The organism is Thermoplasmata archaeon (assembly GCA_035632695.1).
Classification (GTDB): Archaea; Thermoplasmatota; Thermoplasmata; order RBG-16-68-12; family RBG-16-68-12; genus RBG-16-68-12.
In genome coordinates, this window is sequence record DASQGG010000062.1 from 1 (window position 1) to 13528 (window position 13528).

Annotated in this window: 17 protein-coding genes; 3 read left to right on the forward strand and 14 right to left on the reverse strand. The window is 64.6% G+C overall.

The window, feature by feature from the left end; genetic code table 11:
* The 13 genes from VEY12_04890 to VEY12_04950 all read right to left on the reverse strand — a co-directional run.
* Window positions 1–285: hypothetical protein (locus VEY12_04890; protein ID HYM39467.1), on the reverse strand; the 285-nt coding region annotated here is incomplete at its 3' end.
* Window positions 286–751: 466 nt separating this feature from the next.
* Window positions 752–1039, reverse strand: a complete 288-nt coding sequence (locus VEY12_04895; GenBank protein ID HYM39468.1) for a hypothetical protein — start codon at window positions 1037–1039, stop codon at window positions 752–754.
* 5 nt (window positions 1040–1044) lie between these two features.
* On the reverse strand, window positions 1045–1386 hold the full coding sequence (locus VEY12_04900) for an ArsR family transcriptional regulator (protein HYM39469.1): 342 nt from the start codon (window positions 1384–1386) through the stop codon (window positions 1045–1047).
* Window positions 1387–1503: 117 nt separating this feature from the next.
* On the reverse strand, window positions 1504–2658 hold the full coding sequence (locus VEY12_04905) for a beta-propeller fold lactonase family protein (GenBank protein ID HYM39470.1): 1155 nt from the start codon (window positions 2656–2658) through the stop codon (window positions 1504–1506).
* Window positions 2659–3229: 571 nt separating this feature from the next.
* A complete protein-coding gene (locus tag VEY12_04910) occupies window positions 3230–3532 on the reverse strand; it encodes a hypothetical protein (protein HYM39471.1) in 303 nt (100 codons plus the stop codon).
* Window positions 3529–4851 carry a hypothetical protein gene (locus VEY12_04915; GenBank protein ID HYM39472.1) on the reverse strand — a complete coding sequence of 441 codons (1323 nt, stop codon included), beginning with the start codon at window positions 4849–4851 and terminating at the stop codon, window positions 3529–3531. Before VEY12_04915 ends, VEY12_04910 begins: the two co-directional genes overlap by 4 nt.
* Complete coding sequence (locus VEY12_04920; protein HYM39473.1) at window positions 4848–5351, reverse strand: hypothetical protein; 504 nt, start codon at window positions 5349–5351, stop codon at window positions 4848–4850. Before VEY12_04920 ends, VEY12_04915 begins: the two co-directional genes overlap by 4 nt.
* A 4-nt stretch (window positions 5352–5355) precedes the next feature.
* A complete protein-coding gene (locus VEY12_04925) occupies window positions 5356–5649 on the reverse strand; it encodes a hypothetical protein (protein ID HYM39474.1) in 294 nt (97 codons plus the stop codon).
* The gene (locus tag VEY12_04930) at window positions 5646–6005 is read right to left on the reverse strand and encodes a hypothetical protein (GenBank protein ID HYM39475.1); all 360 of its coding nucleotides are present in this window, start codon (window positions 6003–6005) and stop codon (window positions 5646–5648) included. Before VEY12_04930 ends, VEY12_04925 begins: the two co-directional genes overlap by 4 nt.
* The gene (locus VEY12_04935; protein ID HYM39476.1) at window positions 6002–6580 is read right to left on the reverse strand and encodes a hypothetical protein; all 579 of its coding nucleotides are present in this window, start codon (window positions 6578–6580) and stop codon (window positions 6002–6004) included. The genes VEY12_04930 and VEY12_04935 overlap by 4 nt, the downstream gene beginning before the upstream one ends.
* 1 nt (window position 6581) lies before the next feature.
* On the reverse strand, window positions 6582–6854 hold the full coding sequence (locus tag VEY12_04940) for a hypothetical protein (GenBank protein HYM39477.1): 273 nt from the start codon (window positions 6852–6854) through the stop codon (window positions 6582–6584).
* Between the two features lie 293 nt (window positions 6855–7147).
* Complete coding sequence (locus tag VEY12_04945) at window positions 7148–7543, reverse strand: hypothetical protein (GenBank protein ID HYM39478.1); 396 nt, start codon at window positions 7541–7543, stop codon at window positions 7148–7150.
* A 435-nt stretch (window positions 7544–7978) separates the two neighbouring features.
* Window positions 7979–9025 (reverse strand): C39 family peptidase, encoded by a 1047-nt coding sequence (locus tag VEY12_04950; protein HYM39479.1) that lies wholly within the window; start codon window positions 9023–9025, stop codon window positions 7979–7981.
* 291 nt (window positions 9026–9316) lie between these two features.
* Between VEY12_04950 and VEY12_04955 the strand changes: the two genes are divergently transcribed.
* Window positions 9317–10132: a class I SAM-dependent methyltransferase gene (locus VEY12_04955; GenBank protein ID HYM39480.1), complete on the forward strand. Its 816-nt coding sequence runs from the start codon at window positions 9317–9319 to the stop codon at window positions 10130–10132.
* A gap of 211 nt (window positions 10133–10343) precedes the next feature.
* On the opposite strand, the gene VEY12_04960 is transcribed toward VEY12_04955, so the two are convergent.
* On the reverse strand, window positions 10344–11375 hold the full coding sequence (locus tag VEY12_04960) for a hypothetical protein (protein ID HYM39481.1): 1032 nt from the start codon (window positions 11373–11375) through the stop codon (window positions 10344–10346).
* Between the two features lie 449 nt (window positions 11376–11824).
* Between VEY12_04960 and VEY12_04965 the strand changes: the two genes are divergently transcribed.
* Window positions 11825–12649, forward strand: a complete 825-nt coding sequence (locus VEY12_04965; protein ID HYM39482.1) for a trypsin-like serine protease — start codon at window positions 11825–11827, stop codon at window positions 12647–12649.
* 283 nt (window positions 12650–12932) lie between these two features.
* A partial coding sequence (locus VEY12_04970; protein HYM39483.1) for an AAA family ATPase occupies window positions 12933–13528 on the forward strand: 596 nt, incomplete at its 3' end.

Sequence of the window (13528 nt, forward strand, 5' to 3'; positions counted from 1 at the left end):
ACCTTTCCTTTCGGGCTCGAGAATTTTCTCCAGCGCTTGGACATTGGTGCGGAAGTACACCAGGTCGGAATGAAACATCGCAACCCCGCGGGTCAACCGGGAGAATTCCCGCGCATGCTCCCTCGACACCAGGAGCCGTTCCAGGGACTTCACGTGGTCCAGCAGCGGTTCGATCCTCAGCTTGACCCAATCGGTCCGGGAATCCAGTTGGGCGAAGCTCTCCCTCAGCCTCTCGAGATCTTTCCTCAGCGCGGGCACGCCCGCCTTGTACACTCGGTCGACCACGTCCTCACCTCAGGCGGCGGTTCGATCCTCTCGGATCCTTGGCCCTCGTCACGTTCCGTGCCCCCGGTCGGTGGATTCCGTTCGTCTAGAAGGCTTTTCGGCCCCCCGGAGCGGTAGCGCCCTCGGGACATGCCCGAGCGACGCACGGGCCACGGGAGGTCGTCCCGTGAATGTCTACCCGCCCAAGGTCCGAGCGCGATTCGAGTTCGCGGGCGAACCGGGCGACTCGCGGCATCCACGGGCGGTCCTCCGCATCGCGACCCAAGGCGATGCGGGCCCGCCCTACCGTTCCCGGCGGCCAACTTCGGGGCGCAGCCGTTGAAGACCGCGGACCCTCCAATTCCCGCCTCGAGCGGAGGTCGACCCGTCCCGCCGCAGGACGATCTCCACTGCGGGCATCCTTGGTGCTCATGGCGGGCGACGCAGCGGGAGTACATCGCTTCGGAGAACGGCCCAGACGCGCGAGTCACCGGGTCGCGGTCCAGAGGACCGCGGCCAATCCGACGGCCTCACAGGCCCCGATGCCGAGCAGGTAGGGCAGGAGAGCGACCCCGAACAGGGGCATCATCATCGCGTACGCATAGGCCACGAGAACGTTCTGGGCCAGGAACGCGAGGGCGAACAGGATCAGTCCCAGGGTGAACGGGGCCTTGGTGCGCGTGTACATCCGGCCGTACTGGAGGGCCAAGGCGGCCGTCAAGACCACGTTCAGCACGGCGACCCCGATCACGCCCGTGGTCCACGCGTCACTCATCGGCATCACTCCTCGTCTCGAGGATGGTCACGGCCAGAGCCCCCTCGTTTCCGCGGTGTCGCCGGGTCCTGCAGCAGGTGGCCGCAGACCTCCTCGAACACCCCGAAGTTCGCCTCGAGGATCGGGGACAGGAAGTACGGCGCCGCGTAGGCGTCTCCGGCGGGACGCGAAAGGAGTCCGTTTCGCAGGAACAGGTCGAGGTGGTGCCGCACGGTACGATCGTCGAGCTGGAGGACCTCGCATAGCCGGTGCGCGTTGAAGGGCCTCCCGCGAAGCGTCACGATGATCCGGGCGCGGTTCACGCCGCCGCGCGTACCTGCGATGAGATCCCATAGGAGCTGCCTCAAGGCCGCACTCAGGGGCAGGTGGGCATAGGGCCTGCAGGGATGAGCATGGTGGGGCGCAGAAAGGAAAGGGGTGCCCGGCGCGTCGGTGGACGGTCGGGCACGGTTCGGCCCTCGGGCTCACGTGGCCACGAGGCCCACATCACTCGCGGGGAGTCCCGAGGCGGTCGAGACGGACGACAGCGTGCCGTCCCCGTGGATGAGGAAGCCGGCAAGGGCTCCGTCCCCCGAATCCAGGACGTACAGGAACCTGCCGTTCCCGCTGATCCCCAGGTCCGTCGGGCCGTTGCCCGGCTTCGCGGCGACCTCCTGGTCCAGCGCAAGCTGCCCGTGGTCGCTGAGCTCGTACCTCGAGAGGTCGTTGCTCGGGGGGTGCGCGTTGCTCGTGTACGCGAAGCGGCCGTGGTTCGTGACCGCAACCCAGCAGGCTGCATACTCGAAGTCCGGGATCGAGGCGCTGATCGTCGTCAGGCTACCGTCGTGCCCGACCTGGTAGGAGGAGAGCGCGGACGTCCCGTTGGGTCCGCCTCCCGCCTCGCTCACGATCAGGTGTCCGTCCTCGTCGAACGCGAACCCGAACGGCACGGCGCCGTTGGACGCGTGGGAGATCGCCCCACTCGCGACGCCATGGTGGTCCACAGTGAACGTGTCGATCGAGTTCGTCGTCTTCTCCGTCACGACGAGGACCCGCCCCTCGGGGTTGAAGGAGATCTGGGCGGGTCCCGACCCGCTCAGGCTCTGCTCGGATCCCGGGATGGCGGACAGCGTGCCCCGGCCGTCGAGCCGGAAGCCCGCGATGTTCGGGGTCTCGCCGCCCGCGTTCACCACGTAGACCCAGTCGTCATGGATCGTCACGCTGATGGGCATGATGCCCCCGGACGCCACAACGTCGGTTAGCGTCAAGCCACCCGGGCTCACACGGAACACGGAGAGTTCGTTGCTTCCCGCATCGACGGCGACGAGGATGCGGTTGTCATCCCCCAGCGCGAGGGCTCCCTGGCTCCCCAGCCCGCTGTCCGTCCCTAGGCCTCCCGCGGACACGGTCCCCTTCCACGACAGCTGACCGTCGCGGGCCCGGGCGTACCAGACAATGGCGTTCCCCGCCGCGGCGTTCGTCTCCGTGTAGACGGCTCGGATGCCTCGCTCGGACGCAGGACCATCGCCTCCGCCCGGATGCGCGGCCACGACCGGAAGGAGCAGCGCACTCCCGAGGACGAGCAATCCCATGATCACGCATGCCATCACACCCGATACGATCCGTTTGTTCCTCCGCATGGATGCCCTCGGGAAACGGGCAGGCCCGGGACGGCCATCAGGGTTGTTCAGAATGAGGCCAGAATCCTGCCCGAATCGTCCTTGGATCCATGCGGAAACCGGCCGAGCCGGACGGGACTCCGCATGCGTCCCCGGCGATCGTGCGGGGGGCGGTTTCGGGCCACCCCGCATACCCCGCCACTGCACTCGCGTCTTGGTTCTCTCCATCCGCCGGTCCTGTCAGAGTATCGCTGACAGGCCTGTCGGGGAACTTCCCGGTGACAGCCGGACGAGCGTGGTCTGTACCAAGAACGGCAGAGAAATCCGAACCTGTCGTGGTCGCTGCGCAGGTCCAGCGGTTTGAGATTAATCACTGTCTGTTAGAGCCCGGAAATCCTAGGCGATCCCCGTGGGAAACGGGACGGCCCGCAAAGTCCCAGGTCACGAAGGGCCGATTCGAGAAGAATCCCCGTTGTGGATTCCCTGTAACCGCAGGCCTTTGCAGTGTACCCCACCAACTGTCAGGGTGAGCAGATCGATCCCGGTTACCGTTGAAGATGACGCGGCAGCGACTTGAGCCCCAAACTCCATATCATTCCCGTCTTAGGTGCCGGTGGACGAACTCAGCGACGGTGGTCTTCGACCAACCCACGTGCGCTGCAATCTCCCGGATGCTGAAGCCGCTCGCCTTCATTTCCAGAACATCGGTTCCGGCTTGGTCCAGAGAACCGTCCTGGTTCTCTCCATTGTGCGGCCGACCGACCGGCAGTCCATGGGCCACCCGTGCCGTGAGGGCGGATGAGATCTTCCGCCGCACCTCTGGGTCCTCCACGGGATTGGGCAGCCCCTCTCGCAATCGCCGGTACGGCCGTTTGGGCTTGCCGGGGCCAATCATGCGTCGCTGCCGTCCTCGCCTTGGACATCGAACCGGTACCTGAGGTCAAGCCGGTGCTTCATCCGGTAGAACGTCTTCTCGGACACTTTGGCGGCGCGATACAGGTCCGCGAGCGTAGGATACCTCACCTTCCCAAACCTCTGCAGCGACACCCGGTCCTTGGCGACCTCCGCCTGAAGTCGCTGGAAGGCCGGGGTTGCCCTCTCTTGGATTTCGGCGTCGACCGTCTTGTCACGTTCGGGTTCGCTCGGCCCAGCCCTCGTCCCGCCTTGTTGAGCATCGTCCGGCTCGTTTTGGACCCCGTCCCGCTGGCCTCCACTCGACTCCTGCTCTCCCGGGTGGAAGTACCGATACATCGCTTCGGGAATCTCCGAACTGTGGAGGTCGCTGAGCTGCACGATGAGGTCGTCCAGCGAGAAGGGCTCTCCTCCAATCTCGCCCGTGGTGAAGCCTGCGATGCTGAACGAGTCGTAGTTCGTCTCGCCGGGTTTCAGGTCCTCCGTCCGCCGGGTGAAGCTGCTCGTGCCGACCGCGAGGAGGCTCGGCAGGAAATTCGGGTCGTCCTTCACGAAGACCGCGACGAGTTCCTTCGTGGGAATGCCGTCGATGTCGTAGGGATGGTCGTAGCGGCCGTCGTCTCGGGACTGTTGTGCGACGGCCTCGATGTCGTTCGCCCACTTGCTGAAGACGACGCGGCAAAGGCCGATGCCTCCGACATCCTCGGCGGACCGCAGCTTCGGGCTCAGCAGCTTCTCGGAAATCCCGATGATGCAGAGGCTGGTGGAGATCTTCCGCGACAGGGTGATGGTCTTATACAGGTTCTGGGACCGCTCCTCGTAGATGGACGTCTGCGTGGCGAGGCTTCCGAGCCCGGTCACGGGACCTTCGTCGAGGACCATGAAGACGTGGATGCGGCGCCCCCGTTGGTACGCGGCCCACATCAGCTCGCTCTCGATGCGGAACGCGTCCGCCAAGGTGTTCGCGAAGTGCACCTTCTCGTGGGGGCTGACGAGTCGGTCGTACTCGGGGATGGCCTCGGGGTCGTCCTGCGGCTGGTGGTTCCGCATCCCCTTGAACGTCCCGTACACCACGTTGGATATGCAGTGCCAGTCCGTGTGCGGCATCTTCACGAGCGCGCACTCGAGCCACTGCGAGAACCACGTCTTGCCGCTGCCCTTGTCGCCGGTAATCAGGCAGAGCACCGACCCGGAGGTCAACACGGGCATCAGGATGCGTTCGAGCTGGTGGTAGACGTCCCACTCCTTCCCGCACTTCGGACACACCCCACCCTCGGGTGGATCCCCGAGCACCTCGGTCATATCTGCACCCACCTTCCGCCCGAAGGTCGCTTGGGAGATTGCTTGTCCTCGCCATGTTGCCTCCACGAGCCGATGGCATAGGCGAGAGCAGAGATTTGGTCCATCTTGAGCCGGTGCTTCCGGAGCTCGTTGAACAGCACCGTATAGAACTTGTCCCGGACGACCGGCGAGTTGAACGACATGTCGTACCGGACCCGGTGGACCGTACCGTCCGGAGCCACGCTAGGCCGGTCCTCGAACGGCTTTCGCTTCACTTCGGCAATGTAGCGCAGGATGCAGTCCGACTCCGCCTCGCCCACGAACGTCTGGGACACGAACAGCTCCAATTCGAGGAGCGTGACCTTCTGCGCCTCTTTCTTGGGGTCAGGGTCTCGAACGCCCTCGAGGGCTTGGCCGTATTTCTCCAACCGCTCGCAGAACTGGCGGATCTTGTCGGGCAGCTGGGAGCCGACCCAAATCTTGGCCTCGCCCGCGCCTTTCCTATCATCTTCATCGGTCACGTCCTCACCCCAACACCACTCGGTTTCCCCGCTCGTGGCCGGGATCGGCGTCATCGACCCGGTCGAGTTGCTTCTCGCGCTGCCGGCGCCGCTTGTCCCGCCGGTCGTGATACCCGGGATTGCGGACAAGTCCGCCGCCGGGGAGAGGCTTGAACTTCCGCTGCCGGCCCCGCGGCTCGGGCTTCTTCCCCTTCGGGTGTCGGGCACCCCGCCTTCGGGGAGGCTTGGTGAGCTTCAACCGTCGCCACGCCACCATGGGTTGGCTGAGGTCCGGCTCCTCAGCCTTGCCGCTCCTCATGGTTCCGCCTCGAGGTCATCGAGGGCACTGATGAATTCGAGGATTGCCGTGGACACCTCGGCGGAGCACTGGATGCAGCAACTGAACTTCCGGAGTTCCGGGTAGGCCGCATACAAACGAGGCAGAGCCATCCTGAATCGCGCCCACTCATCGTCCGGAGACACCCCGGCCTGCTGAAGCTCATCGAGGAACGCTTGAGTGGGGTTGCCTTGTGCATCTGCGATTCCCGCGAGCCGAACGGCTTGCCCGGTCGCCTTCCGCACTCGGTTCCTAAATTCGGGCGAGTCCGTAATAGCGTCCATGCTCCTCATCAAGTCGATGGCTTTTGTGAGGAAGTCATCCATCGGGAACATCATTGCAACCGCCCCCGCGCGTGCTTGACTTTCTCGTTCGGAATGGGTCCTAGGTCGGTTGGGCGGCTGCCTGCGATGATATCGCGCTTGAAGTCCTCCAAGAGGTCCATGCCCGCATAGAGTGTCGAGAATAGAGTGCCCGCCTTGATGAGGGCTCGCTCCGCTTCCTCCATGTATGCTAAGATGAGCCTGTCCTCCTTCCATTGGTGCAGGTTCTTGACCTTGCACTGGAGTGTGGAGGGGTCGTCGGCGTACTTCGCGTTCGTCCGTTGTATCCTCAACCGGTATTCGCCGTCCAGACGTTCCGTGGCTTCTCTGAGCCTCCTCTCGAAGGGGTAGCCGGAGAGATTGGAGAAGTTCTTCGCAGAAACACGAAGCAAGTCCCAGTCCGCCCGCATCGCTCGCGAGATTGCGTGCCGTTGCTCCGGGAACAACTCCTTGAAGTCCCGGTGCAGCCGGTAGTAGTTCTCCTTGATGCGCCCCAGCTGGGTCATGATTTGAGTGAAGTAAAGGACGCTCGCTTTCTCGAGCGTCCCCACGAATCCGGGCTGGTACATCTGGGGATCTGGCGCCGCCATCTCAGGCCACCCCCCGAGCCCCGACCGCAGCCGGGTGATGGTACCGACACCTCGTCTCTCCCGGTACGATGGGGTGCCTGTACTTGCAGCGCATCCCGGGGGCAGAGGCCCTCAGGCCCAAGCGTGCCCGCAGTTCCTCCAGAAGATGCCGCTCGACCAACTTGCCTATGCGTGTGACCTCGTCCTGCAGAGGCGTGTCCGGCTCGGCCAGCTCTCGCAGCTCCTTCGTCAGCGCCTTCGCCCCCTTCAGCATCGCAGAGTAGGTCTGCGTCAAGGCCTCAGGAGGTTCCCGGCTCCAGTCTTCTAGCGATTCGTGCTGCCGAGGGTCTTCTTGGATGCGGTCCGCCCGCATCGAAGGTTCCGCGGTCATGCCCGTCCCTCGGGATTCGGCGTGACGGCCGCGACCCCTGCCGAGTCCTTGGCATCCGTCAAAACCCCTGTTCGGCATTCGGCTGTACGTTCTCTCCCGTTCGCGATTCCTGGCGACGTTTCGTTTTGCATGTTGGATAGCTATTACGATATTAGTATATTAAATCTCGGAGGGTGCTCTCATTCTTGGAAACAATATCACGGTCCAGGCTTCATGCGCCACTTTCGAACCGATGAAAGCCGAACGCCCCGTCTTGGGAACTTTGCCTGTGCAGACCTCCAGACCTGCTCGTCTGTCACCGATCGTGGGAAGCTGTGCACGAAGTCGAGGAGTTCCCGAGACGGTTTTCCGGCGCGAATACGCCCATCGATTTCCCCATCTGGCTTGATCCGGCGAAGCTTGCCATCGGTCCTCAGCTCATCGACGGCAGGTCCAGCGTATGCAAGGTTGGCCCATGAATCCGGTTCCGCAGCGAGGCTCGTCCCTCGCAAGCTTATGAACCCAAGATCGACGGGTTCAATGTGCCGCACGTCGACGATAAGTTCGTCGCCGCTCAACTTGAGAAGCCTTCCCTGGATCCGGTATCGGGGCATTGCGACACTAATAGGTGGATATATATTTAATATTAGCGCTCCGGATTGCGTTTCGGAGAGCTGTTAAGTCGCGAGCGCGACACGACACCGATCGAAAAGCGAGACACTTCGCCTTCCACCCGGCGTCGTTGGACGTAGAAAAGGCGAGCGAGCTCGTGAAGCGCCCGTCCAAGCCGCGGACGTCGAGCCACGGCGGGACGTACCTGGTCCGGAGGAAGGGGCTCCTGGACGAGGGCCCGCACACACGGCGTGTGGCATTCTCTCCCCCTGTCGAGCGAGACCGGCATGGCCGGGCGGATACAAGGTCGTTGCACACGCGGCGACGCAGTCCGGGGCGCGAACTCGACGTCGACGTTCTCGGGCCGGCCCACCGTCTTCGGCGAGGGCTCATCGATTCGAGGTGCCCGCGGCCGAGGTCTCGATGGACGAGGTCCCTCATCCTCCGATCGAAAGGCTACCCATGGCCGTGCCGCCGATCTGGTCCGTATAGCTGTAGGCCGGCCAGTCCCCCCACGGGCCGAGCGATCCCGACACGAGGCCGGAGGCCGTGACGAGGACAGGGACAGAGCCCGCCGTGGCCCCCGCGTGGACCGTCCAGGCCACGCTCACGCTCTGACCCGCGGAGAGGCTTCCCAATGCCGCCGTAGGACCGCCCACGACGACCGCTCCGTTCCCGACCCCGAGGGTGGCCTGCACCCCCGACGCGGGGAACGTTGGGAACGGGCCGGACCCAAACGGGGCCAGCACGGGGTACGTGATCGTTGCGGAGATCGTCGCCGTCGCCCCTGGCGAGACGGACGCGGGGGTGGTGGTTAGCTGCACCTGCCAGGGGGTGACCAGCACGCCTCCGTACGCCAAGCCCGGGACCCCCCAGATCGTGGTCGAGGCGTTCCATGTGGTCAGGAAGTCCGCGTACGTCATGTTGAACGAGCCGAAGTTCGTGTCCCACGCCTTTCCCCCCGCGAAGCCGGACGAGGATCCCTGGTAGTTCATGTCGTTCTTGAACTGCCGCGACCAGGGGTCGAGCATCATCAGGACTCCCTTGGCGTCGTCATAGCCGATGACGACCCGATAGTGGAACGCCAGGTCCGTCTTCGTCGTCCCGGGGAGCCAGTGGACGAGCACGATCACGGGATAGCCCTGGGCCACGATCGCCTTGAGCTGGTCGAGCCAGGGCGCCGTGGAGGCGTAGAAGAAGCCTGCGTAGCCGAGGGAACGCTCCTGGTACCCCGTCGTCTCCCCCTTCTCGAACCGGTCGCCCACGGTCGTGCTCAGGTTGCTGAACTGGGCCGCCCGCGCCAGGTCGGGGAGGGTCGTCCCGTGGGTCCGCGCGGCATCGTAGATCTCCATCTGATCGATGAACGGACCGTAGTGGGCGAACACCATTTGGAGGGATGCGGCTCCGCATCCCGATGCGTCGATCTGCTGGTACAAGGGAATCCCCGGAATCTTGTAGCTTGTCGGGATCGCCAGGGAGGCCATCGACATCGGGAAGAGCAACGCTAACCCGACGAGGATGGCGAGACACGCCCACGTCGAACGCCACACACGTCGATTCCTGTACGCCAAGTCCCCCGCCTCCGTCCGCGGTGCGAACCTAACGCCCGGGAACGAGCTGCCGCGGCTTCGGGCTTGCGTACATACCCTACGTTCCATGCGGGGCTATCCGCGGTGCCCAACCGGTCGTCGCCGTGCCAGAAAGGCTATGCCCCTTCGGCTCCATCCGTGGGTAGCGAATCCTAGCTAGGCCCTCGGATCGCCGCAAGGCGGGCGATGAAGGTGAGACCCAACTCCGCGATGCGGTTCTACGACCGATTCGCCGGCAAATACGACCTACTCGTGTCGGACGCACGATACGATCAGGTCTTGCCCTTCTTTGTCCGGCTCTTCGAGGCGCACCACGTGACGTCCGTGCTCGACTGCTCGTGCGGAACGGGACAGCACGTCATCCGATTCGCGCAGAGGGGCATCGAGGCCACGGGCAGCGACGTCAGCCGGGAAATGATCCGCCGAGCCCGAAGGAATGCAGCCGCAGCGGGGGCCGAGGTGGCCTTCGTCCGAGCCGATTTCAAGCGACTCCGCGAGGCCTTCGACCGGACGTTCGACTGCGTCGTCTGCTGGGGGAACTCTCTGGACCACGAGTTGACGGAGCGAGGAATCCTCGCGGCGCTTCGAAGCATGCATACTGTACTCCGGGACCACGGCATCCTCGTCGTCCAGATCCGGAACCTGCCCAAGTGGGTCCGCGAGGGGAGGCGGATTTTCCCGATGCACTTCCACAAGGAGCCCAACGGAGACCGCAGGCTCTTCATCTACGTGCTGGACTTCCACCGAACCCGGGTGCGTTTCCACGTCCTCTCCTTTCTGGAGCTCGATGGGAAGCCGACGTTCGAGGTCGACTCGGTCGACTACCGCATCATCCCGGCGCAGCGGCTGAAGGAGCTGATGCGGAAGGCGGGGTTCTTGCACGTGAAGACACACGGGAACGTCCAGTTCGGTCGATTCAACGACCGGCGGAGCGAGGAAATCATCGTGGTCGGAAGGAAGGGTCGGGACCAAGCTCGGAGCTCGAAGCGCCGAAATCCCTAGGCGCCGTCAGGTCCATCCGGACGGTGAAGAAGTCAGTGGGACTCGGGTTCGTCGCGTTCTCTGTGCGGCCCCCGCGCAGGGATTCTGAGGGGCAGGTCGCTCCCAGACACCAGGGGCAACGATGCTTCACGTCGCGGAGACGCGGGCAAGAAGGAAGGTCATCCTGATGGGACACCGCCTGCAGTGGGGGGGTCCGACCCCAGTAAGAGCCCTAGCCGCCCTTGCCTGCCGGCGCGAGGTCCCCCACGCTGGAGATCGTGCCGAGATTCTTCGCGGCCTTCTCGAGCGTGTCCACGAACAACCGTTCGGAGAATCCCGCCGCGATCCCTGCGAGGACGAAGGCGAACGGATTCGTGCCCACGAGCGTCGAGAGCGATCCTAGGGGAAGGGCCAACGCGGCCGTGATCACGACGAACGCTCCGGCCGCCCCGATTAGCATTCGCAATGCGGTGTGGATCACGATGAGCTGGTACCGCGGGATGCTGATGACGACGTCTCTCGCTCCGAGGTAGGCACTGAGGGCGCCCCCAAAGAGGCCGAGGAAGGCGGCGCCCACGAAATGAAACCGCATCCACTGCGTGGTCGGGTTCGATGCGACGATCCACTCGGCGATGGTGATCGAAATGCCTAGGGCGATCAAGACCCCGAAGCCCGCCCAGAGCCACAGGTTGCCCGTGAACACGACCTGGTGGTTGGCCTCGTTCCAGCACTGGGCGCGGACCTGCATCTTCTCGTGCACCGCCTTCCGGATCTCGCTGACCGGCGGAGATGGCGGCGGGGGCGGAGGTGGGGGCGGCGGTGTGCCCGCGTGGCCCTGGGCCTGCGGGGCCGGCTTCGGATGCAGGATATCCAAGATCTCCTGGACCCGCTGCGCCTGGGGCGAGCTGGTAAGACGATCCGCAAGGGGCTTCGGGAGACTAGTGTCCCAGAGGCCGAGTCTCTGCTCGCACGACCAGATGTCCTCGTCAGGCACGACGAGGGGAAGGAGCGCATCCGCGGAGTTCACGTAGATCCACGCCCGGGCGAAGTTCGGTTCCTCGCTGGCCGCGTCCAGATAGGTCATGATCTTGGCCACCGTGACGAGCGATTCCGGCCCGGTCGCGCTTCCTGCCGCCGAACCGGTCTGGCCCGGAATCGGGGGAGGTGCGGGCGGGCCGCCCGAGGGCGGCGCTGCCATCCGCGCGAAGGCCCGATCCGCGTAGTGCCGCACGAGGGTCCAGTCCTGGTGAACCTCGGACCGCATCGAGGAACGGGTGAAATTCCAGAGCCCCGCCCATAAACGTCCCACGGGCCCCCGCTGCTGGGCAATCTCCGCTCGGTACCAGGCCCTCCACTCGCCGATGAGTCGATCTATGTCGGACGGGCTCGACACAAGCCTCCCCCGCCACCTCATCGTTGTACGTGCGATTAAAGGAATCGACGGGTTGTTCCATTTCGCCCCGCACCCGATCGGGATCCAGGGCTTGCCCACCTTTGGCCGGGCGCAGGAGTGCGTGACCCGTTTCGAGCGCTTCTACTGCCGCGACAGGTGCATCCCAAGTGCTCGATTCGTGCGATCGAGACGTCATTCGTTGTACGTGGTCAGGAACGCCCCCAAGCCTGGGTCCGATGCCAAGGCCGTCTGCAGGTACTCCGCGGAGGACGAAAGCCTTAGGACCCTCCCCGCCCCTCCCGGGCGATGGAGGAATGCAGGTGAACCGTCTTCGTGTCGTCCGCCGCACGCTGCTCGTCGTGGCCATCGTCTTCGCCCTTGGGCTCTCCCTGAGCCCCGCCCCCGCGCGGGCCATCACGTGGGGCATCCTGGACGGAAACGCCCATCCCTACGTCGGGGCCATCGTCCTGGACTACGGCGGCGGGAATGTCTCCGAATTCTGTTCGGGCAGCCTCGTGTCTCCGCACGTGTTCCTGACGGCCGGACATTGCGCGTTGCCTCTCGAAGCGTACGTCCCTCTGGGCGTCGTCTTCGTCAGCTTCGCGACGAACTTCCTTGCCGCGGGGGCGGATCGTCACGCGGTCGTCGCAGCGATTCCCAACCCCGACTATCACTGGGGACCCACCTCGGACCCCCACGACACGGGCGTGCTCATCCTCTCGGATGGCGTGACCAGCGTGGGCTACACGACGCTCGCCCCGGAGGGCTACCTTGACGCCCTGCGGGCGAGTGGCGTCATCCAGAGCACGCGCTTCATCAACGTCGGGTACGGGGACAACGAGAGCCTCGTGGTCAGCGGGTACCGTGCCCTCTCGTACTCCAGCTACATGAACCTCCACGAGGCCTGGCTCTACATGTCCCAGAACAACCGCACCGGGAACGGGGGGACGTGCTACGGGGACTCCGGAGGGCCGACGTTCGTGGCCGACGCCGCCACGGGCCGGCTGTACCAAGTGACCACGGTCTCCCACGGCGACACGAAGTGCAAGTCCACGAACATCAACTACCGCACGGACATCCCGAGCACCCTGGACTTCCTCCACGCCATGGTGAGCCTCTTCGATCCCGGCTTCGAGATTTCCTGATGCCGGGACACGTGGACGGGCCGCCCGTGTGCCGCAGGCTTCGCGTCGGAGGCGAACGCGCCCATGGACTACCGCCGCAGCCGGTCGACCGTCCCCGCGGGATCGTCCACGGACTCTGGCCTGCGCACGTGGGCCAGCGGCGGACCTGAGCGGAGCGTCAGCGGAACGCTGCGAGGCGCAACGTCCGCCTTCGGGCTGAGGTGGCGAAATCTCCCATGAAACGTTTACTTTCGCACACCTCCATGGGGACCCTTTTTATGCATCACCATATGTTGCGTTGCGCATGGAAGTCTCAAAGCGACCACCTCCGGGACATCCGACAACCGTCGCGGAGATGTTCGCCCGGAAGCGGGAGAGCGGCTCGGCCCCCGTGTTCCAAAACAAGGCGTTGCTCGACAGCTCGATGATCTCCAGTCCGACCGTAGGTCGGGAGGATCAGTTCAGGCAGCTCGTCGACCTCACCGCGGATGCGGGCACGGGCTACCTTCCCGCCCTGGTCCAAGTGTACGGTCCGCCGGGAACGGGGAAGTCCACGCTGGTGAAGCAGGTCGTCAAGGAGGCGGAGGCCCAGTTTCCGGACCTGCGAACCGTCATCGTCAACCTGAAGGAGTGCCGATCCCTGTTTTCCGCCGCGAACCAGATCCTCTTCCAGCTCACGGACACGAAGGAACCGACCGTCGCGGGTCTGGACGGCATCTTCGAGAAGATCTGGAAGACGACCCAGGGAAGCAAATTCCTCATCCTCGTTCTGGACGAGATCGATGCGATCTTCGAGGACAAGCGGTACGTACCGTCGGATTTCTTGTACAGACTCCTCCAGCGTCGTCAGATGGCGCAGCCGCCCCTCGTGTGCATCATCACGATCACGAATCTGCTGAT